This window comes from Myxococcales bacterium, from assembly GCA_012517325.1.
In the GTDB taxonomy this organism is placed as follows: Bacteria; Lernaellota; Lernaellaia; order Lernaellales; family Lernaellaceae; genus JAAYVF01.
In genome coordinates this window covers 1-19,286 of the sequence record JAAYVF010000029.1, presented here as the reverse complement: position 1 = coordinate 19,286, position 19,286 = coordinate 1, and the positions used below count along the sequence as shown (strand labels likewise).

Annotated in this window: 19 protein-coding genes and 1 pseudogene; 8 read left to right on the top strand and 12 right to left on the bottom strand. The window is 61.3% G+C overall.

What is annotated here, in order from left to right; translation table 11 throughout:
- Positions 1-34: 34 nt before the first annotated feature.
- Positions 35-1,786, top strand: coding sequence for a hypothetical protein (locus tag GX444_06155; GenBank protein ID NLH48170.1), 1,752 nt, complete (start codon positions 35-37; stop codon positions 1,784-1,786).
- A 10-nt stretch (positions 1,787-1,796) separates the two neighbouring features.
- Here GX444_06155 and GX444_06150 read toward each other — a convergent pair whose 3' ends face one another.
- The 3 genes from GX444_06150 to GX444_06140 form a co-directional block, all read right to left on the bottom strand.
- Entirely contained in the window at positions 1,797-2,333 is a 537-nt protein-coding gene (locus tag GX444_06150; protein ID NLH48169.1) for a hypothetical protein, read from the bottom strand.
- A 4-nt stretch (positions 2,334-2,337) separates the two neighbouring features.
- Entirely contained in the window at positions 2,338-2,841 is a 504-nt protein-coding gene (locus tag GX444_06145) for a hypothetical protein (GenBank protein NLH48168.1), read from the bottom strand.
- 78 nt (positions 2,842-2,919) lie between these two features.
- Positions 2,920-3,609 (bottom strand): hypothetical protein, encoded by a 690-nt coding sequence (locus tag GX444_06140; GenBank protein ID NLH48167.1) that lies wholly within the window; start codon positions 3,607-3,609, stop codon positions 2,920-2,922.
- Between the two features lie 125 nt (positions 3,610-3,734).
- Between GX444_06140 and GX444_06135 the strand changes: the two genes are divergently transcribed.
- A complete protein-coding gene (locus GX444_06135) occupies positions 3,735-5,414 on the top strand; it encodes a hypothetical protein (GenBank protein NLH48166.1) in 1,680 nt (559 codons plus the stop codon).
- A gap of 4 nt (positions 5,415-5,418) precedes the next feature.
- Here GX444_06135 and gspN read toward each other — a convergent pair whose 3' ends face one another.
- The gene (gspN, locus tag GX444_06130; protein NLH48165.1) at positions 5,419-6,318 is read right to left on the bottom strand and encodes a type II secretion system protein GspN; all 900 of its coding nucleotides are present in this window, start codon (positions 6,316-6,318) and stop codon (positions 5,419-5,421) included.
- 240 nt (positions 6,319-6,558) lie between these two features.
- Between gspN and GX444_06125 the strand changes: the two genes are divergently transcribed.
- The gene (locus GX444_06125) at positions 6,559-7,086 is read left to right on the top strand and encodes a hypothetical protein (GenBank protein NLH48164.1); all 528 of its coding nucleotides are present in this window, start codon (positions 6,559-6,561) and stop codon (positions 7,084-7,086) included.
- Between the two features lie 235 nt (positions 7,087-7,321).
- Here GX444_06125 and rsmA read toward each other — a convergent pair whose 3' ends face one another.
- The 3 genes from rsmA to tsaD are packed head-to-tail and all read right to left on the bottom strand — an operon-like array spanning position 7,322 to position 9,584.
- Complete coding sequence (gene rsmA / locus GX444_06120; protein NLH48163.1) at positions 7,322-8,113, bottom strand: ribosomal RNA small subunit methyltransferase A; 792 nt, start codon at positions 8,111-8,113, stop codon at positions 7,322-7,324.
- Positions 8,110-8,580: a DUF2062 domain-containing protein gene (locus GX444_06115; protein NLH48162.1), complete on the bottom strand. Its 471-nt coding sequence runs from the start codon at positions 8,578-8,580 to the stop codon at positions 8,110-8,112. The genes rsmA and GX444_06115 overlap by 4 nt, the downstream gene beginning before the upstream one ends.
- Positions 8,577-9,584, bottom strand: coding sequence for a tRNA (adenosine(37)-N6)-threonylcarbamoyltransferase complex transferase subunit TsaD (tsaD, locus tag GX444_06110; protein NLH48161.1), 1,008 nt, complete (start codon positions 9,582-9,584; stop codon positions 8,577-8,579). Before tsaD ends, GX444_06115 begins: the two co-directional genes overlap by 4 nt.
- 322 nt (positions 9,585-9,906) lie before the next feature.
- Between tsaD and GX444_06105 the strand changes: the two genes are divergently transcribed.
- From GX444_06105 to GX444_06095, 3 genes are all read left to right on the top strand, one after another.
- Positions 9,907-11,490 (top strand): DUF1565 domain-containing protein, encoded by a 1,584-nt coding sequence (locus tag GX444_06105; GenBank protein NLH48160.1) that lies wholly within the window; start codon positions 9,907-9,909, stop codon positions 11,488-11,490.
- Between the two features lie 312 nt (positions 11,491-11,802).
- Entirely contained in the window at positions 11,803-12,555 is a 753-nt protein-coding gene (locus GX444_06100; GenBank protein ID NLH48159.1) for a hypothetical protein, read from the top strand.
- Complete coding sequence (locus GX444_06095) at positions 12,552-13,175, top strand: hypothetical protein (GenBank protein ID NLH48158.1); 624 nt, start codon at positions 12,552-12,554, stop codon at positions 13,173-13,175. The genes GX444_06100 and GX444_06095 overlap by 4 nt, the downstream gene beginning before the upstream one ends.
- 4 nt (positions 13,176-13,179) lie before the next feature.
- Here GX444_06095 and GX444_06090 read toward each other — a convergent pair whose 3' ends face one another.
- The 3 genes from GX444_06090 to GX444_06080 form a co-directional block, all read right to left on the bottom strand.
- Positions 13,180-13,644 carry a hypothetical protein gene (locus tag GX444_06090; GenBank protein ID NLH48157.1) on the bottom strand — a complete coding sequence of 155 codons (465 nt, stop codon included), beginning with the start codon at positions 13,642-13,644 and terminating at the stop codon, positions 13,180-13,182.
- Complete coding sequence (locus tag GX444_06085) at positions 13,641-14,810, bottom strand: TRC40/GET3/ArsA family transport-energizing ATPase (GenBank protein ID NLH48156.1); 1,170 nt, start codon at positions 14,808-14,810, stop codon at positions 13,641-13,643. The genes GX444_06090 and GX444_06085 overlap by 4 nt, the downstream gene beginning before the upstream one ends.
- Before the next feature lie 79 nt (positions 14,811-14,889).
- Complete coding sequence (locus tag GX444_06080) at positions 14,890-16,167, bottom strand: hypothetical protein (GenBank protein ID NLH48155.1); 1,278 nt, start codon at positions 16,165-16,167, stop codon at positions 14,890-14,892.
- 67 nt (positions 16,168-16,234) lie between these two features.
- On the opposite strand from GX444_06080, the pseudogene GX444_06075 reads away from it, so the two are divergent.
- Both GX444_06075 and GX444_06070 read left to right on the top strand, forming a co-directional pair.
- Positions 16,235-16,372: pseudogene (locus GX444_06075) on the top strand (endoglucanase).
- 326 nt (positions 16,373-16,698) lie between these two features.
- Positions 16,699-17,277, top strand: coding sequence for a flavodoxin family protein (locus GX444_06070; protein ID NLH48154.1), 579 nt, complete (start codon positions 16,699-16,701; stop codon positions 17,275-17,277).
- Between the two features lie 3 nt (positions 17,278-17,280).
- Here GX444_06070 and GX444_06065 read toward each other — a convergent pair whose 3' ends face one another.
- On the bottom strand, positions 17,281-18,000 hold the full coding sequence (locus GX444_06065) for a hypothetical protein (GenBank protein NLH48153.1): 720 nt from the start codon (positions 17,998-18,000) through the stop codon (positions 17,281-17,283).
- A gap of 110 nt (positions 18,001-18,110) precedes the next feature.
- Entirely contained in the window at positions 18,111-18,818 is a 708-nt protein-coding gene (locus GX444_06060; protein ID NLH48152.1) for an HAD family hydrolase, read from the bottom strand.
- Between the last annotated feature and the right edge of the window lie 468 nt (positions 18,819-19,286).

Here is a 19,286-nt window from a genome sequence, read left to right as displayed (position 1 = left end):
ACCATTCGCGTTCGGCGTTTCGGGGGGCTCGGAGATGAAATCCCGCCTGCTTTACGCGGTTGCGGCGCTGTTACTGGCAGCGTTGCTGCTGGCGGCGACGGCCGGCTATACCCCGGTGGAGGATTTTTTAACGGCCGACGCCGATTGGGTGATGGAAATTTCCCGTCCGGTCGGCCTGCTGTGGCGGCTGCAAAGCGCCGGCTGGCTCGACTTTTTATCGACGGCGCCGGAATTCCAGGCATCGAGCGCGGAAACGACGCGATTGCTTGCGGATCTGCATAAACCGGCCGCGCGCGCCGCGCTGGATTTTCTCGTCTCCGCGGCCTATCTGTTGCGCGCGACGCCCCCGGCAAACGGCGGAGAAGAAAATCCGCAAGATCGGATCCTGTTGGATCTGGGTTTTGCCGGGCGGGTGCTGGGGCGGTTCGCCGACTTCGCCGGTCTCGCGCGCGACTTCGGGAAGGCGGGCGTTTCCCTGCAATGGCGCGACAAATGGCTGGTGATCGTCCTGCCGTCGCCGGTCGGATCGCCGGCGGCGACCGCGACCGCCGATCCCGAAAAAGCGCGCCTGTTGCGGGAGTACCTGCGCCGCGATCGCGCGGATCTCGCGGGCGACGGCGATGGGCGGCTTTACCTGCTCAACCGCCGCCTGTTCAATCAGCCGGTGTCGCCGGCGGGTTTCGATCCGCGCCTGTTGCTTGAGGACGGGGCGGTGGAGCGCGCTTTCGCCCGGGCCACGCTGGCGGAAGACGGCTTGCATCTGACCCTGACGCTGGCGCCCTTCGCCGGCAAGTCGGTCAGCCCCTTGCTGGCCACGGCGCCGGGCGCGTTCGCGACGCGCCCGCTGGCCGACGACCAAACCCTGGCCTATCTCGGCTTGCGGGTGGATCGGCCCTCGCGGTTGTCGCCGCTGCTGTTGCGGATCGTCGACGCGGGCGAAGAGATGAAGTCGTTGCAGAAAAAAATGGCGCTGCTCATGTTCAATACGTTCTTCGAATATTCCGGGCCGGAGATGGCGGTGGCGCTGCCCGCCTCCGAGACGACGCCGGGATCGCCGGTCTTCGTTTTTCAAATGGCGAACCAGAACAAGCTGGTGGATATGCTGGCCGCGATGTCGAAATCCGCCGAAACCCAGACCAAGCTGCTCGGGCTGCCGCTCGGGCCGAACGGCGAATCGGTCGCGCAACTGCTGACCCGGGCGGCCGGCGACGTCGACCCGTCGCCGTGGCTGGCCAAATTGCCCGCGGAAGACCGCGCTCCCGCCGCCGAACTGCTGGAGAAAATCCGCCGCGGCGAACTCGATCCCCAAAAATTGTTGCAGGATTCGCAGCGGCTGTATTTTTACAAAATGTCGCTGTACTGGCGGCTGGCGGGCGATTTTCTGATTCTGGGGCCGACGCCCGAGGCGGCCGAATATTACCGGCAATGCCTGCTCGCCGGCGCGGTCCCGCCGGATCTGGGCGAGCGCGCCGCGCCGCCCGCCGCCGATCGCGCGGCGCTGGCCAGCATCGATGCCGGCGCGTGGCTGACCAAAGTCAATCCGCGGGCCGGCGAACTGCTCGGCGACCTGGATAGTCGAATCGGCCGCCTGGTGATCGACGCGCGGCAGGAAAACGACCGCCTGACGGTCTCCGGCTGGTTGCCGTTCCGGTCGCCGGCCACCGCCGGACACGATTCCGGCGCGTGGTGGCTGCTGCTTTTCCGGACCATCCGCGTTTTGCTGTTGGCGTCGGTGGCCTTGGGATTGATCGCCTGCGTCGGTCGCGCGGCGCTGAAGAAGAATTGATCCGGCCGCCTTATCGGCGGTTTTCTTCCAATATCGGCGGCGACGATTTGATGGCGTCGATCATGGTCGCCAGCGCCGACCCGTCCTCGTTATCGACCCAACTGGCTAGCAGCAGGAAGGTGTAATCCTTTTCCTGCCAGCCGATGGCGACGATCTTCCGTTCGGCCATGCCCTGAAATCCCGACGAACAATAGCCTTCGTGTGCGGCGACGACGTAGGTTTTGGCCGGGGTCGGCGCTTCGACGCCTTGCAGCCGGGCGGCGGCTTCGACCAGGGTAGGCAAGGGTTGACGGCTATCCTGGCTGACGGTCAGACGCAATTCGGGCCGGCCGGTGACGCGCATCGGGCCGCGCCAGAGGTAATCGCCGAACCGGTTGTGCACCATTTCCCAGGACGGATCGAGCGAGACTTGCAGCGGCAGGCCGGACAATTGCTGGGCGATCAGGTTGCGGCTGATCAGCGGCGGAAATTCCACCGGGGTCGGCCGCAGGGTGGCGCAGCCCGCCAACCAAAGAAACAGCGGAATTAGCAGCCAACGAGAACGCATGGTTTTACTCCTCGATAAAAAGCAGCCGTTCGAGGATGAAGTCCAGGGTTTGTTGGTTCGCGGTCGAGCGGCTGGTCAGAATGAGCAGATAAATGCCGCGGTCGTGGTCGATGGCGAAGACGGTGATGGTTCCGGCGGCGTCACGGATGCGATAGCCCATGGCGCGGTGGCCGTTGAATTTTCCTTCGAGCGGTTCGGCCGCGGCGGATTTCTGCCGCGCCTCGGCGTACTTTTGGGCGTCTTCCAGCACTTTTTCGGCCGAGGAGGCCAGGGGATCGAGCGTGACGACGAGCGACGCCGAATCGTCCGGCGCGTGGACGGTCAGCATGGCGGTGGGCTCGGTTTTCCAGTCGGCGCGCCAATCCGCGGGCAGCGGCAGGCGGATTTTCAAAGCGGGGTTTTCGTAGGATCGGCAGGCGACGCCGGCCGGCGTCAGGATGACCGGCGCGGTCGCGCAGCCGATCGCGAAAAAGACGACGAGCAACGCAAGCACCAAGCGTTCAGGCATCCGGCGCCTCCCGAGTTGTTGGAATCGTGGAAATTCTAACAGACTCAAGGGCCGGAAGGTATAGCCGATGAGGGCGGTTCAGCCTTTCAGCAATTTTTCCAGATTTCGCGCCACCCAAAGACGCGAGCGCTCGTAGGCCGGATGAGCGATCTCGGCTTCGCGGAAAGCGCGGCCGTGAATGACCCGGCGCGTCCCGTCGTGCCGCGGTCGGAACATCCAGTGCAACATCTCGTGGAAAATCAACGATTCGAGCACGTAGCGGGGAACCCACGGCGCGTCGAGCACACGGTGGATGCGGATGATGTTGGTTTCCGGATCGTAGGAACCGAGCTGGATCCCGTTCCGCCGCTTCTTTTTCACCGGCTCCTTACCCCAGGTGATTTTAGCGTCGCAGAGTCTTTTAAAGTATTTGGCGTTGAGCTTGGCGACGAATTCGGCCAGGTCGTGATGTTGGCCCTGGCTTTCCAGTTGCAGCAAACGGGTGGCGCGCCGCCGGGAGGAGTCCAGTTCGCCGGAATGAGCGCGAATGTGATGGTCCAGCGCTTCGCGGACGGCTTTGGTCGGCTGGCGGCAGAAAGCGGCCAGGGTCCGCCAAAGTCGGAGGTCTTCCACCAGAAACATCTCGTGAACGCGCAGGATAAGTCCCTCCGGCGTCCACCGGTAACTCACCATCGTGCGCCGGTTCCGCGTGATATCCAATTTGACCGGAACGCGCAGTTCTTCCTGTAAAAAGGCGCGCAATCCGGCGGTGTCGGGGCCGCTTTTCATGCGGCCTAACCTGACATGTCTCGTTGGTTGAAACAAGCCGCCGCCGCGCGCCGGGCCGTGCCTTGACATTTGCCGTGGTCGCAAGAACACTAGCGGTTATCCAATTTATTTTAAGCGGGGAAGGTTTGAGATATTTTACTCTGCTGATCGTTTTGCTCGGTTTTTTCTTGACCGGATGCGCCGGAGGCGGCGATTCCGACCGGGAGGATACCGTCGCGACGGACGACGATTCCGGCAGCGGAACCGATGATGATGCCGGCGATGACGATGACGATGATGATGACGATGACGACGATGACGACGATGATAATGACGATAATGATGATGACAACGACGACGATAACGATAACGATGACAATGACGACGATAACGATGACAATGACGACGATAACGATGACAATGACGACGACGATACCGTCGAACCGATTTTCCAGAATCCGCACGACGGCAAGCTATACGCGGCGGCCGGCTACGCGGTGATCACCCTGAACGACTTGAATCATCCGTGTCCCAAGTACATGGGCGGCACGGCGCTGAATCGCATCGCCACCGACACGCACGACGACCTCGAGGCGCGCGCGATCGTGCTCGAATACAACGGTGTGCACGCCGTGCTGGTGTCGCTCGACCTGGTGGGCCTCAGCCAGCCCGACGTGCAAAAAGTGACGCGGTCGCTCGCCGGGTATGGGGTTGATCCGAATCACGTCATTCTTTCCAGCACCCACACGCACGAGGCGCCCGACACCATGGGCATCTGGGGCGCCGATGTTTTCCACACCGGCCGCTGCCCGACCTACATCCATTTTCTGGTGGACACGATCACCGACCTGGTCGTGGAACTGGCCGGCCAAATGACGCCGGTGACGGTGCAGGCGGCGGAAACGGAAATGACCAGCGCCGATCCCACCTGGCCGCACCTGCAAAGAGACTCGCGCCAGCCGGTGGTGACCAACGATCGCCTGACCGCCGCGCGGCTGCTCGACGGCGACGGCCAAACCGTGGCCACGGTGGTGAACTGGCAAAGCCATCCGGAAGTGCTGATCTGGATGAACCGTTACTCGGCCGATTTTCCGCGCTGGGCGCGGCAAAAGTTGGAACAGGTCTTCGGCGGCGTCTGCGTGTACTTTTCCGGGACGGTCGGCGGCCTGTTGACGCCGCTCGATGCGCCGGTGCCCTTGTACACCGTCGACGGCGAGCCGGTGTATAGCGGCGACGACCCGGTGCTGGTTTCGGAGAATAGCGAAGAGAAAATGTGGAGCCTGGGTTACAACGTCGCCGATTCGGTCACGGCCGCCCTGGAAGACCCGCGGGAGATCGACGCGGAACTGGCCGTCGAATCGACGGTGGTCGAAATTCCGGTCCTCAATCCGATCCATATCCTGGCGATGGTGACGGGCCTGGTCGAGCCGTACGACGATTTGGACACCAGCCGGCCCTGGTTTTGCGGGTTGTTCGGTTGCGCCGTGCAGCCGCTGATTCACCTTGCGCTCGGCCAGTTGCACTTCGTGACCCTGCCGGGCGAGGCGTTCGCCGAAATGTCGGTCGGCCGCGCGGAAACGTCCGTCGATTTCGGCGCGCCGTGGGGCGTCTCCGTTTTCCCGGCGATGACCGGCTATCGTTCCGCGTTGCCGGAAGGCCACCTGCTCATGGATCTGGGTCTGGCCAACAACGAGTACGGCTACCTGGTGCCGGGCTCGGACATACACTGGCTGGACCATCCGGATTTTTACGAGGAGCAATACTGTATCAGCGGGCAGGCGAACGACATCATTCGCGAGGGAATCGTTTCGCTTTTGGCGGAATAAAAAATCAGTGACCGGTGCGCAGCTTGTCCAGCGGGCCGTTCAGCCGGACCTGATAATAGCCGCTGTCGTCCGGTTCGCCGAGTCCGTAGGCCAGCAGGCCCATGGCGTCCTCGACTTCCGCCGACGGCTTCATTTTCAGGTTGAGCGACAGGCTGCTCTTGGTCGGGTTGGTGTCGTTGATGAAAATCTGGCCGCCGGCGCTGAGTTCCAGGTTGTTGCCCTTCAGATTGAAGTCGTTGATCTTGAAATTGCGGTGCTTCAATTCGAGCGAAATCTTGCCCGGTTCGAAGGTCAGGTTCGGAATGGTCTTGCCGATGAGCGTGACGTTGACCAGACGCAGCTTGTCGTAACTGAGGTTGACCGCGCCGCTGTTGCCCTGTCGCGCCGTGCGATTGAAATGGATGTTGAAATCCCCGTTGAGCACGCCGTCGATGTCGAACTGGCCGTATTGGCTGACCAGATCGCGCAGGTTGTACTTGCTCAGAGTCAGATTGATGAAATTCGCCGCCAGGTCGACGGTCCCGCTGTGGCTGCAGAACGAACCCGCCATGCCGCCGCCGTAGGCATAGAGATCGAAATCCAGCCAGAGGCGGCCCAGCAATAATTGAGTCGGGCGAACGCGCACCCGGACGTCGTCCAGATTGAAATAAACCTTGCCGGCCTTTTCCGGATCGGTGACCTTGAGCCCTTTGATTTCGACGCCCGACAACCGGAACGGGCTGATATCCTGAATGGCGACCTCGAATTTGCCCTGGCTTTCGAATTTTTCGACGATGAGATCGCGCACGACTTCAAATGGAAACGTCAGGTACAGGAAGAAAACGAAAAGCACGCTGAACAGACCGCCATAAAGAAAAACCTGGCGCCAATTCAGTGCCTTGAGCCGGCTGAACAGCTTGCGCATCCCACCTCCTGTACAATCCCGCGCTTTCTAACACGGTTGACCGGCTTCCGCAAGTTCCGGCGTTCCGGCTTTCGGATGGCGACCTCTGAAACACGGACGGTCCGCCGACCCTCCACTGACACCGAAACGGTCGAAAAGGTTAGTCATCCGTTGAAGTTAGCCGCCGGAGAGAGTTTTGGCATCGGGTTTGCGATGCACCTTTTCGAAAACGGATTTGAAATGACGAAAAAGGGGACCCAAATGAAAGTGATAGCCTTGCCGTTCAATCAGCAGGCCGGCGAATTCGATCACGGGCCGTTGGACCGGTTTCTCCAGACCCATCGGGTTTTCACGCAATCCGATCATCTCTTCGAGCTCAACGGTCAGGTCTATGTCGCGCTCGTGTTGCACGAAGAGGCCATCCCGGCCAACGGTCAACGCCCGACGGCCTCGCCGGCGCCGAAACAAGGGGAGCCGGCGAAAACCGCGCCGGCGGAAAATGGGAAAAACGGCGGCGAACGGCCGACTTATCAGCCGGAAATGCTGTCGCCCGAGCAGATGCAGGTTTTCGAGAAGCTGCGCGAGTGGCGGTACGCCCGCTCCAAGGAAATGGGGTTGGCGCCGTACGTCATTTGCTCGAACCGCGAACTCGAGCAAATCATCCTGCGGCAACCGCGCACCACGGGCGAACTGGCCGCGATCAAGGGCATGAGCGAGGCGCGGGTCACGCAACACGGCGAAATGCTGCTCAAAATGCTACGGCAACTGTCCGGTGACCGCACGGGGTGAGGGTGATTCGTCAGTCCGAATGCAAAGGCGCCCTCGGAGTCGTCGCGATCATGCCGAGGGCTTCCGCCCACGGCTACGACCATCGCCCACATGGGCGATGCTCTGTCACCCGCCTTGCGGGTTCCGGTAAAGCCTGTCACTGACAGGCGAACGATCGCCTTCGCGATCCTAGCCAGGGGCGGAAACCCCTGGAGTTGTACGAGCGGTTTTATTTTACTGGTTTGTAATTGGAGCCTTATTCCTCCAGCGCGTCGGCCAGCCGGACGAAATCGGCCGGGGCCAGCGCCTCGGCGCGAAGGCGGCCGTCGATGGCGGCGCGGGCGAGGAGTTCGTCGGCGAGCGGCCGTCCGAAGGCGGCGCTCAGGGAATTGTGCAAGGTTTTACGGCGTTGGCCGAAGGCGCCGCGGACGACGCGCTCCAGGCTCAGATCGCTGCGCGGCACGACGGGCGCCGGGCGGCGGAAGTCGAACCGCAACGCCGTCGAGGTCACCTTCGGCCGCGGCCGGAACACGTGGGCCGGCAGGTTGAACAGCTTCTGCGGGGCGGCGTACAGCGCCAGGTGGATCGTCAGGCTGCCGTAATCCTTGGTGCCCGGTTTGGCATGGCAACGCGCCGCCAGTTCGGTTTGCAGGGTGACCACCGCGCGCGAGAGGGCGCGGCGATGCGCCAGCAGATGGAACAGGATCGGGCTCGAGGCGTAATAGGGCAGATTGCCCAGCACGGCCAGCGGGCCGGTTTCGCGGGCCAGCGCGGTCAGGTCGAGTTGCAGGATATCGAGGTGCCGCACGTCCAGCCGGTCGCCGAAACGTTCGCGCAGGTAATCCACCAGGCGGTCGTCGATCTCGACGGCGATCAGGCGATCGGCGCTTTCGAGCAGCGGCGCGGTGAGTGAGCCGGTGCCCGGGCCGATTTCCAGCACGGTCTCGCCGGGTTGCGGATCGAGCGCCTCGACCAGCTTGCGCGCCAGGTTGGGATCGGCCAGGAAATTCTGTCCCAGGCTTTGCTTGGCGAGCGGCGAATCGATCATCGCTCGTCCTCGGCGTGGGCCGCGGCGCGGCGTTCGCGCACCCGGATCACCGCGCGTTTCACCGGGTAATAGCCGGCCAGCGCGGTGAGGGTGCCGAGAATGGCGCCGCCCAGCAGCATGGGCAGCAGGATTTCCCAGCCCAGGGCCAGCATCGAGTGAAACGTGAGGTGATGAAATTCGACCGCGCTGATTTCGCCGCCCAGCAGCCACTCGCCCAATTTGTATTCGACCAGCAGCATCGGCGGGATCGTGACCGGATTGCACAACCAGGAGCCGAGGTAGATCGCCGGCAGGTTGCCGCGGAAAAGCAGCCCGCCGAGGAACGACATCACGCTGTGCGTGCCGATCAGCGGAAACCAGGCGATCCAGAAACCGACGCTGAACGAGCGCGCGATCGACTCCGGTGTGCCCTGCAGGCTGATGAAGCGGTCGTAGAAAATTTTCCACTTCGCCCGTAGCCACTTCATCGGCCGGCCTCGGCGAGGTTGGCGAAACTGTTGAGGGCGAGGGTGGAGCGCTCGCCCGCCGCGAGGCGGTAGTAGCCCGCGGCGGCGATCATCGCGGCGTTGTCGGTGCAATAGGCCAGCACGGGCACGGTCAGTTCGTAGCCGCGCGCTCCGCATTCCGCCGCCGCGCGGGCCCGCAGCCGGCTGTTGGCCGAAACCCCGCCGCAGATGACCAGGCGCCGGTGCCCGGCCGCTTCCATCGCCGCGAAGGTCTTGTGCAGCAACACATCGACCACCGCGTCCTGGAACGAAGCGGTCAGATCGGGAACGGAAATCTTGTCGGGACCGCCCGCTTCTTCGACCACGCGACGGATCGCCGTCTTCAGCCCGCTGAAGCTCATCATCGAATCGCCGGAATGGAGCATCGGCCGCGGCAGGTCGTAAGCCCGCGGGTCGCCCGTTTGTGCCAAACGGTCGATCACCACACCGCCCGGGTAGCCCAGGCCGAGCAGCTTGGCCACTTTGTCGAACGCCTCGCCCGCCGCGTCGTCGACCGTCTGGCCGAGCAGCCGCAGCGCGAAGAAGCCGCTCATCTCGTAAATGTGGGTGTGCCCGCCGGACACGACCAGCGCCACCAGCGGAAATTCCGGCGGCGGGGCGTCAAGAAACGCGGCCGCGATGTGCCCTTCGAGGTGGTTGACGCCCAAAAACGGCAACCCGGCGGCGTAGGCCAGCCCCTTGGCGAAACCCAGGCCCACCAGAATCGAACCGAGCAACCCAGGACCGTTGGTGACCGCGACGGCGTCGAGTTCGCGCACCGACAAGCCGGCGCGTTCGAGGGCGTCGGCGCAGACGGCGTCGATCACCTCCAAATGCGCGCGGCTGGCGATCTCCGGCACGACGCCGCCGAAGCGTTCATGAAACGAATTCTGACTGCTGACGACGCACGAACGCACCACGCGCCCGTCCGCCACCACCGCGGCGGAAGTGTCGTCACAACTGCTTTCGATGCCCAGTACGATCATGATTCCTGTTTACAATGAACCGGGCGGCATGGAAAGCGGGGAAAGAGCAATGGGGAATGACGAATGGGAAATGGGGAATGCCGAATGGGGAATCTCGAATGCGGAATGTAAGAGGCTTAGCAGCCGCGATCATAAAAAATGATGGCTGTTTTTCCGTGCGCACGCCGGGATCAATACCTGGAAGCGCCGGCGTTCATTCCGTGCTTTTGCCGTTTCGGAGCGCCAAGCTCCTTTTCGCGCCTGTCATCGATTTCATGAGCCGAATTTGCATTTGGCGATGAAAAGTGATTCGATAACATCGTGGCAATATGGAGGGTCCAAAATGAGGAAATATTGGTTGATCGTGATGCTTGCGGTGGTTCTGGGTTCAAATCCTTTGTTTATCGCCTGTTCCGATGATGATGATGACAATAACAACCTCACCGGCGACGATGATCACACCGTAACAGATGACGATCTGGCTGACGACGAGGCGGCGGATGATGACGTCATCGACGACGATCAGGCGGACGACGACGACCTCGCCGATGACGATACCGGCGGCGAGGAAGAGGATTTTTATGCCCCGCCACCGACGAATGACCTCGGCATTTTTGTGTCGACGACCATCGGCAATGATGCCAATCCCGGCACGATGGCGGCGCCAGTAAAAACCATTGCCAAGGGCGTTCAATTGGCGGAAGCGGCAAACAAGGCGGTATTCGTCGCGGAAGGCGTTTATCCGGAAGGTTTCAGCAGCAACGTCTCGCTGTTTGGCGGTTACCGGCCGTCCGACTGGCAACGAGATCCGGAGGCGTATCTTACCTCCATCCAGTCGCCGGACGGGACGCAGGTGAATCTGACCGGCGGGTCGGCCCAGGTTCCGCAAATTCTGGAAGGGTTTTCTATTGCCGGGGGCGATGCGGTCGCCATTGGCTATTATGCCTATGACGAATCATTTGCCGTCGAGGTGAGTGGCGAAGAGGCCATCATTGCACACAATCGCATTACCGGCGGTCAGGCGATTGCCTCCGGTTTCATTGCCAAAGCGAAGACGGCCGGGATCCGTGTTTACTTTGCCGGAAGCACCTTGATCCGGGACAATGTGGTGACCGCCAATCAGGCGTTTATCATCACCGCCTCGGAAGCGTATTCCTATGGTATTTTGGTTTACACCGAATCGAGCGTTGAAACCCGAATCGAGGAAAATCACATTGGCACCATGCCGACTCCCGGTCCCCACCTGTTCCAGGGCCCCGCGAATGGCGTAGAGATTCGCGGCGGCATGGCTCTACTGGTCGGCAACGAGATCGAAATCGGGCCATCGGCCGCGGAGAACAGTATCCCCTTGGTGGTCGATGACTCGGGTTCGGTCACGGCCGTCAACAATTTGCTGGTCATCAAACCGAATCGGAATACCGCCGAGGCGGTAGTCTGGGCGGCGGGACCCGCCACGCTGATCAACAACACGCTGATCAATCAAACCGCCGATATCCCTTGGGGGATAGGCATCTTCTCCGAGGTCGTCCTGATCAACAACATCTTCAGCCTTGGCCCGAGTAACGAAGCGGCGATGTTGTTTATCAACGATCAAGGTCAGCACTTGATTTCCCTGATCCACAACGATCTTTTCTGCAATGCCGATACTTTAAATCTGATTGATGCCTGGTTTTGGACGATCGATGATCTCGATGAATTGAATCAATGTCTTTGGGAAGGCTGCCGGGAAGCCGCGGGCAATCTGATCGTCAATCCGGGTTTCATTTCATCCGCCGACGCGCATCTGGCGCCGACCAGCCCGTGCATCGATGCGGGCGTCGATCCGTCACCCTGGTACGCCGGGCCGGAAATCCATTTTGATTTCGACGGCGAGGCGCGCCCGCAGGGCGCCGGGTGGGATATCGGTTTCGACGAGTTTGTCGAATGAAACTGCCACCTCTTTATGCGGTGATGGGTGTCCCCTGAATTCCTTCATATTTTCAAATTGAGGTTTCCTGACAGAGCCGAATCCATCGGCAAATCCCAACTGTCGAGCGAGTGCCATCCGAAATCGAGGAATCCGAATCCGACCAAGAAGGTCGCGACCGCTGAGCGATCCTTTTGGGAAAAACCCGCTTTGAATAACCGGGTTGATCCAATCCAGTCGAAAGGTCGGGCTCATTCGGTTCCATGTCCAGATGAAGCTGGTCTTGACGGCATGCGCGGCCCCAGGCAGATTGCCTGAAAGGACGGGGTTTTCATGAGCACCACCCGCAGCAAGCTGCATTATTTCGGGGCTTCGGAGGAAGAATACTTCCATCGCGTGGCCGACCGCCGCACCCAGCTCTTCAAGCCGCTGGCGATGTTTTTCGTGCGCCGCAACATCCGCGCCGATACCCTGACGCTGACCAGCTTTCTGCTGTTGCCGTTCTTCTTTTTTCCGCTCTTCGGGCTGAAATATTACGTGGCCGCGTGGGCGGTGCTGCTGTTCCACATTTTCCTCGACGGGATGGACGGCCCGGTGGCGCGGCTCGGCCGCTACGCCTCGGACAAGGGCGCGCTTTCCGACATCGTCAACGACATCACCTCGATGGTGGTGGTGGCGCTGACGGCGATGCATTTCGGTTTCGCCACCCCGCTGCTGGCCGGGCTCTACCTGGCGTCCTACCTGTACATGATCGTCTTCATCATCGCACGCAACGTGATGGACATGCCGTTCAAGTTCGTCTTCAAGTCGAAGTACTACCTGTTTCTGTTTTTGCTGATCAAGGTGCATACCGGCGTGGATGTCCTCAATCCGTTCCTGCTGATTCTCAGCGTCTACCAGGCGGTCGTCACCGGCATCGGCTTCTTTCATCTGCGGCGCTACCTGCCGGGCGTGCTGGGCGCGGCGACCCAGGGCGCGTGGCCGAACCCGGACAAGGTGGCCAAGCGCGAGCAGCGGCAGGCCCGGCGCGACCGCCGGCGCAGCTTTCTGCGGTCCCGCCTCGCCGGTTTACGGAAACAACCATGAACGCCTGGTACTGGCTGTTGCTGGTCGCCGGAACCGCGCTGCTCGCCGTCCTGGCCGTGTACCACCAGCGCATCCTACCGCTCGAGCGCGAGTTGGTCCGGCCCGCCTGGCAGCCGGTCGAGGCCGCCCGCCCGTCGCCGGGAGTCCGGCTCGAACAGGCGGACGGCCGCTTGACGGTCCACTTTCCCGGCGGCGAGCCGCTCACCTTCCACGCCGCGGAAACACAGGTGCCCGATCACGGTTACGCGGTGCTCGAACTCGGTTCGCGCCGGTTGCTGGCGCTGCTGGATCAAGGTAAGCGCAAACGGCTTTACCTGATCGACACGGAGCGGGCGGCACAAGGCGGCACGCTGGACGCCGGGATGGTCGGCTGGTGGCGGCACGGCAACGGCTATCTGCTGGCTGCCGCGGGCGATCGGCTCGTCGAGGTACACCGTTGCCTGGGCCGCGATCTGATCTACCTGGTCGATCCCTATCGCGCGATGATCGGGCACGCTTACGGCATGGGCATCGAGCGCACGCTGATCAGTCCGAAACCCAGTTTGTCCTGGCTGGCGGTCGAGGGCGAGCGGCTGGTGGTGGGCGAGGGGCAGCGCGCCTGGCAGACCGAAATCGCCTGAGCGGCTATTCGATCTCGACCTTGGTGATGCGCGGTTTGGGAACCTGCGGACCGAAATCCTTTTCGTGCACCAGAAATTTCTTCAACGACATCAGCGCTTCGACCTTGAGCACGTCGCGCTCGCCGGCGGCGAAGCGCCCGGTGTGTTCGGCTTCCTTGTCGATCAACTCGATCAGTTGCTCCAACGCTTCCTTGCGGGCGTGTTCGATTTCCTCCGGCGGCGGGCCGGGCAGGTAGCTGATCAGGTAGTCGATGATCGACGCGGCGGCGGCGAACAGCGACACCGGAATGCCGCCGATCGATTCGGGCGCCTGGCCCGACAGGTCGGCCAACAACTGCACCAGTTCGCGCAGGGCGGTCAGCACCTCGCGCTGGCCGATTAGAAAATGCCCCTTGGCGTTTTCCAGCCGCGCCATGATCTCAGGTAGGTGCAGCGGCTTGTTCTCGTTGGCCGGATCGGTCGTGTTCACGCGGAATCCTTCGTAAATAAAACGTGGAACTGATCGCCGTCCAGGCGCGCCTTGGCGACCAGATATCCTTCCAGTTGGCGCGGCAGCAGGATGTGGCGCCGGTAGCCGGCCGCGGTGATGATCAGTTCGTTTTCCTTGACCAGCAGTTCGACTTCTTTTTTCGAAACGCCGGGCAGGTGCAGCCGCATCTTGTAGAACCCGTTCTCGGGTTCGAGATCGAACGGCCGGTGGTTGGCGAGTACCGCGCCGGGCTCGTGCGCGGCGAAAATCTCGGCGCCCACCTGTTTGACCGCCTCCAGGCCGACCATCTCGCGCGGAAACAAACGGCACTGCAATTGCGGCAGCGAGCCGAAGGCCACGCGAATGAAATCCAGGTGCTCCTTCTGCGCCTTCAACCAGTCGTCCAGGTAACCCCCGGCCTCGGGCGGCAGCAGCCGATTGACCACGATCGCGTCGACCGGATAGCCGTACAGGCACAGGCAGGTGAAGGCGCGCCGGCTTTCGGCGATCACCATTTTTTCGGGATTGAGGACGAGCCGCACGCTGGCGCGCTCCGGATCGGTCAGCAGGTTCTTGATGGCCATCATACGCTGGTACAACTGTTCGATCTGCCCGAACACCTCGTCGCCGGGCAGCGGCGCCTTGATGACCCGCTCGGCCATCGGCCGGATGACCCGCACCAGCTTGCGCTCGATGTCGAAGAAGCGATTCATGTACCAATCGAAAACGTCGGCGAACCCCAGGAGCTGCAAGGTCGCGCCGGTGGGCGCGCAGTCGATCACCGCGACGTCGTACCCGCCGCTTTCCTCCAGTTCCAGCAGGCGCAGCAACGAAAACAGGTCTTCCATGCCGGGCAGGACGGAAAGCTCGTCGGCGATGACCTCGCCGTAACCGCGGCTGGCCAGGAAGTGTTTGATGTAGGCGCGGATCGTGCCCCAGTTCTTGGCCAGTTCGTGGTGCACCTCGATTTCGCAGACATCCAGATTTTTCGCGACGCGGATCGGCTCGGGACCGATCGGGCGGTTGAACAGGTCGGCCAGGCTGTGCGCGGCATCGGTGGACAGCACGATCGTCCGCTGCCCGCGCCGGGCGCAGGCCAGGGCTGTCGCCGCGCTGACCGTGGTTTTCCCGACGCCGCCTTTGCCGGTGTAAAGGATAATGCGCAAAATAACCTCAACTAAGCCGTGAATCATTACCTTCGCATTGTCCGCCGGAGAGTGTCAAGCAGCGAAAACGGCAACTTGCCTAGCGGGAAGGCGGCACCTCGTCGGCGCCGATGTCCCAGCCGTCGCCTTGCGGGCGGGATTCGCCGTCGAGGTCGACGTTCAGATCGGGGCCGAAATAAAAAGCGAGCGGCGAACAACCGGCGTCGATCAACGGGCTGGCCGCGGTCAGATGCGGATCCGCCGCGCCGGCGAAACCGGGTAAAACCGCGAGATTGCCGTCCGCTTCCGCGCACTGGTCCCACGCGCCGGCGTTGATCTGCCCGAGATCGTTCACCGTGATGTTATCGACCCAGAGCAACGCGCATTTCGCGGCCACCTGACAATAGAAATCGTTGTTGTCCACCGTGTACTGCTGTTTCACCGACATCAGGTAGAGGGGATAGGATTGTGAATAGCCCCCCGCGGCGTACAGGATGTTGTTGACGACCGCGGCGGATCTTTCCAATTGCACCGCCACCCCGAACGCGGCGGTCCCCGAAAAAATCGTGTTGTTGGCCAGGACCAGCGAGTTGTCGCCGATGTGCGTGTGCACGCCGGTCGCGTAGGTGATGTCCAGCCAGCCGCTTTCGGCCGTTCCGGCGCGGATGACGTTGTTGGCGACGATCGCCCGGCCGGTCAGCAGGTCCACGCCGTCGCTGAACGCCGCCGCGTCGCCGTAGGCAAGCCCGCCGCTGATCGTGTTCCGGACGACCCGCGTCTCGATCTCCGGCCCGGTGGCGATGTACAACCCGGTCGATTCCGAGGGATTTTGGGTCATGTAGTTGTCGGTCGCGTCGCCGGCGGTGATCTGGCAATCACGAATCACGGCCGATCCGAGCTGGCTGAAAACGCCGACCCCGGCCGCCAGCATCAGCTCGCCGTTGTCGGGCGCGTTGCCGCCGACGATCTCGCTTTTTTCCAGAACGATTTCGCCGGTGGCGCGGATGCCCACGGCGTAGGTGTTGATCGCGTCGGGCCCGGTGATCCGGCAACGGCTGACGACGGTGTCGCCGCCGGTGACCGACAGTCCGTTGGCTTCGGAATCGGTGGAATGATCGGTCGCCTGCACGACGACGCCCTCCAAAACCATCATCGCGGCGGTGAGGTTGTTGAGGATGACCCCGTTGACGTTCGCGGAGCTGATGATGGTCGGATAGGCCGCCGGGTCGCGCGACCAGTCGGCGGCGTCGTAACCGCCGAACAGCGAACGACCGATCAGCAGCGCTTCGTCGTATTGGCCGGCGGCGACGAAGACGACCTTCTCCGTGCCGTCGGCCGCGAGCAGCGCGGCCTGGATGGTTTTTTTCGGTTGGGCCATGGTGCCGGGGTTGGCGTTGTCGCCGTTCGGCGCGACGAAAATGCCGACCTCGTCGGAGGGCGGCGGCGCGTACTCGTCGTCATTGTCGTCGTCGTCGTTATCGTCGTCGTCATCACCCGAATCGTCGTCGGCGGAATCGTCGTTATCATCGTCGTCGTCAGCGCCCGAATCATCGTCGGCGGAGTCGTCGTCATCGTCATCATCTTGAGCCTGCCCCGGACTTGATCCGGGGTCATCGTCGTCGGAACAAGCGGTGAAAAGAAAAAGAAAACCGGCCAGCAGCAGCATGGATAGGAACAATGAAGAAGCGACTACTCTCCCGAACATGGCCAACCTCCATGCCCCCGGGATTTCCATTGATGCCTTTTCGGAACGCAATCTCCTGCCAGAAATAAATACGACAAATAAGTTCTTTTCGTCAAGGGTGAAAGCGAAACATTTTTCATTCAGCCGCTCTTCCATCTATGATACAAAGCCAGAAACGATTTTTCGACGGCACGGCGGTCTCTGCCGGCCGGCAAGGAGGCATGCATGAAAGTCGTGGCGGTCAACGGCAGTCCGAAAAAGAAGGGCAACACCTTCATCAGCCTGCAATTGGTATGTGACGAACTGAAAAAGGACGGCATTCAATCCGAAATCATTCATCTGGCGCCGCTCAAGCTGCAGCCCTGCACGGCCTGTTTCAAATGCGCCGAAAAGAAAAACAGGCTCTGCGTGGGCGTGAAGGGCGACGGCCTGAACGACATTCTCCCGAATATTTTCGCGGCCGACGCTTTGCTGATCGGCTCGCCGACCTGGTTTTCCAACGTCACCGGCCACGTGAAAAACTTCATCGACCGCGTCGGCATCGTCAACCGGTCCAACGACCATCTGCTGGCACGCAAACCCGGCGCGGCGGTGGTCGCGGTGCGGCGGGCGGGCGGTATCCCCACCTTCGATGCGATCAACCACTTTTTTCTGATCAACCAGATGATCGTACCGGGCTCGCTTTACTGGAACGTCGGCATCGGCCGGTTGCCGGGCGATTGTCTGAACGACGACGAGGGTGTGCAAACCTTTCGGCGGCTGGGTCAGAACTTGGCCTGGTTGCTGCAAAAACTCGCGGGGTAGGCGCTATTCGATTTCGATTTCCACTTCCGGCGCCGCGGCCGGTGCTTGGCGCGGCGGCCAATGGAAGTGGAACAGGCTTTCCAGGCCGCGGAGATATTCTTTGAAGCGGTCGGCGCCGTCCCCGGAAAACGAAATGAACCGCACGCCGGCGCCGTAGGGGTGGTCGAGATCGTCGGGATCGGCGTCGAAGACCGCCACGACCTCGGCGAGACAGAACAGGGGTTCCGCCAGTTGCGGCCCCGAGAGCTTGAGTTCGAGCTGCTTGCCCATTTCGAGCGGCGCGCCGGTTCGGATGTAAAGGCCGCCCGCCGAAATGTCCTCGGTGGCCGCGTCCAGCAGATCCATGACGTCCGCGTTTTCGACCGTAAGGATATCGGTGTAACGGGCGTCCCGCCGGTGTTCGTACTCGCGCTTGAGCTGGTTTTCGACATAACGATCGAATGAGGGCGAGGGCTCGGCCAGGGTCAGGCCGTATTGGTATTTGTTCCGGGAAATGACCGGCAGATTGCGCTGCCAGACGATTTTACCCTTCAGCGCGATGGTCGGCTGGCCGGGAATATTGAGCGCCACGTCTACGGCGTCGCCGATCGCCAGGGGGCGGTTGCAGGTGAAGCCGACGCCGTTTTTCGCCAGATCCTGCACGTAAGCGAAGAACGATCCGCCCGACTGCGCGACTTTTGCCAGTAAATTGCGGGCGATCCGCAATTGACGACGCTGTTCCATACCTTGCTCCCCTCTCAATTGGCTTTTCGTGTCACCGGATTGGTATCCGGAAAATTAACATAGAGCCGCGAGACTGTAAACGAGCCGTCGCTGATGAGGATCCGTCTGCTTTAATCATCGTCATTCATTTCAAAATCATGAAGGCGAAAGATCGCCGGATAGGGAACGACGGCGGTCGGGCTGTGAATCGAATCGATCCAGACCACCAGCGCGCCGGGAAACGAATCGAAAAACAGGTTGACCAACTCCGGCTCGTTGTCGAAGGCCGCGATCACTTCTCCCAGGCGGCGGATTTCGGCGATCGCCGCGCGTTTGTGATCGGCGTCGGGTTGTTTTTGCGAATTTTTCATCAGCAGGCGGACCCGGTCGGTGCCGAACGGAAAACCAAAGCGCCGCAGACTGGCGACGGTGCCGGTCTTCATGTTCGGCCAATCGCGCCCGGTCAGGTAGCAGACGATTGCCCCGGCATCGTGCAAGCGGTTGACGAAATTCACCGCGCCCGGCATCGGCCGATCGTGGACATGATAAGCGTCGGAAAAGAAACGCTCTTGCCAAAAGGCGTGAATCGCCTGCAATTGCGCCTCGTCGGTCAGCCCGGCCCGCCGGAAATCGGCGAGGAAATCCCAGCCGATACGCTGCTTCGCCAGTTTTTGCAAAACCGGTCCCAGGGCGGGAAACGAAGCGACGGCTTCCCGAAAAATGACCTGGCCGCGCTCGTAGATGTCGTACAGCGTGCTGTCCAAATCGAATACCAAGACCGGTGAATGGTCGCGGCATTGCTCGATTCGCCGCAGGATTTTTTCTGCCGTGTCTTTCATGGTTCAACTTTTCGTGAATACTTCATCTTTTCGCGACCTATTCTAGCTGTTCGCACAAAAATTCGCTAAACTGAATGTCATAAATGCTCAATCTTGTCCATGAAATCAATCCATGAAGAGGGGTTGAACAGTGGAAACCAATATACGCGGATATCTCGCGATCTGCATCGCTCTTTGTTTTATCGGGGCTACTGCTTGCGATGAGGAGTCGAATGATGATCATTCCTCCAATTCGAACGAGTCATATCCTGCTCCAACCGCTTCCTGTCAGGCGGATTGTTCTAGTTATCTTCAAATGCTGGAAGAGTGTGATCTGGAAAGTCAAACACTGTTTATACTTAGGCAATATGTCCCCTTAACTGTGCAGCAAAAATGTCCCCTTGGTTACGTAGAGTTCGGAGCCGAGGCCTGATAGACCCACGTCCAGTTGGTTGTTCCCTTTCGATTTTCCGTTTTGCATCGGGCTTT

Excerpts from the sequence above, each read along its gene's own strand:
- GX444_06155 (NLH48170.1), top strand. The coding sequence starts at position 35 with ATGAAATCCCGCCTGCTTTACGCGGTTGCGGCGCTGTTACTGGCAGCG.
- GX444_06070 (NLH48154.1), top strand. The coding sequence starts at position 16,699 with ATGAAAGTCGTGGCGGTCAACGGCAGTCCGAAAAAGAAGGGCAACACC.
- tsaD (NLH48161.1), bottom strand. The coding sequence starts at position 9,584 with ATGATCGTACTGGGCATCGAAAGCAGTTGTGACGACACTTCCGCCGCG.
- GX444_06080 (NLH48155.1), bottom strand. The coding sequence starts at position 16,167 with ATGGCCCAACCGAAAAAAACCATCCAGGCCGCGCTGCTCGCGGCCGAC.
- GX444_06150 (NLH48169.1), bottom strand. The coding sequence starts at position 2,333 with ATGCGTTCTCGTTGGCTGCTAATTCCGCTGTTTCTTTGGTTGGCGGGC.
- GX444_06100 (NLH48159.1), top strand. The coding sequence starts at position 11,803 with ATGAGCACCACCCGCAGCAAGCTGCATTATTTCGGGGCTTCGGAGGAA.
- GX444_06115 (NLH48162.1), bottom strand. The coding sequence starts at position 8,580 with ATGAAGTGGCTACGGGCGAAGTGGAAAATTTTCTACGACCGCTTCATC.
- GX444_06065 (NLH48153.1), bottom strand. The coding sequence starts at position 18,000 with ATGGAACAGCGTCGTCAATTGCGGATCGCCCGCAATTTACTGGCAAAA.
- rsmA (NLH48163.1), bottom strand. The coding sequence starts at position 8,113 with ATGATCGATTCGCCGCTCGCCAAGCAAAGCCTGGGACAGAATTTCCTG.
- GX444_06125 (NLH48164.1), top strand. The coding sequence starts at position 6,559 with ATGAAAGTGATAGCCTTGCCGTTCAATCAGCAGGCCGGCGAATTCGAT.
- gspN (NLH48165.1), bottom strand. The coding sequence starts at position 6,318 with ATGCGCAAGCTGTTCAGCCGGCTCAAGGCACTGAATTGGCGCCAGGTT.
- GX444_06145 (NLH48168.1), bottom strand. The coding sequence starts at position 2,841 with ATGCCTGAACGCTTGGTGCTTGCGTTGCTCGTCGTCTTTTTCGCGATC.
- GX444_06060 (NLH48152.1), bottom strand. The coding sequence starts at position 18,818 with ATGAAAGACACGGCAGAAAAAATCCTGCGGCGAATCGAGCAATGCCGC.
- GX444_06095 (NLH48158.1), top strand. The coding sequence starts at position 12,552 with ATGAACGCCTGGTACTGGCTGTTGCTGGTCGCCGGAACCGCGCTGCTC.
- GX444_06140 (NLH48167.1), bottom strand. The coding sequence starts at position 3,609 with ATGAAAAGCGGCCCCGACACCGCCGGATTGCGCGCCTTTTTACAGGAA.
- GX444_06105 (NLH48160.1), top strand. The coding sequence starts at position 9,907 with ATGAGGAAATATTGGTTGATCGTGATGCTTGCGGTGGTTCTGGGTTCA.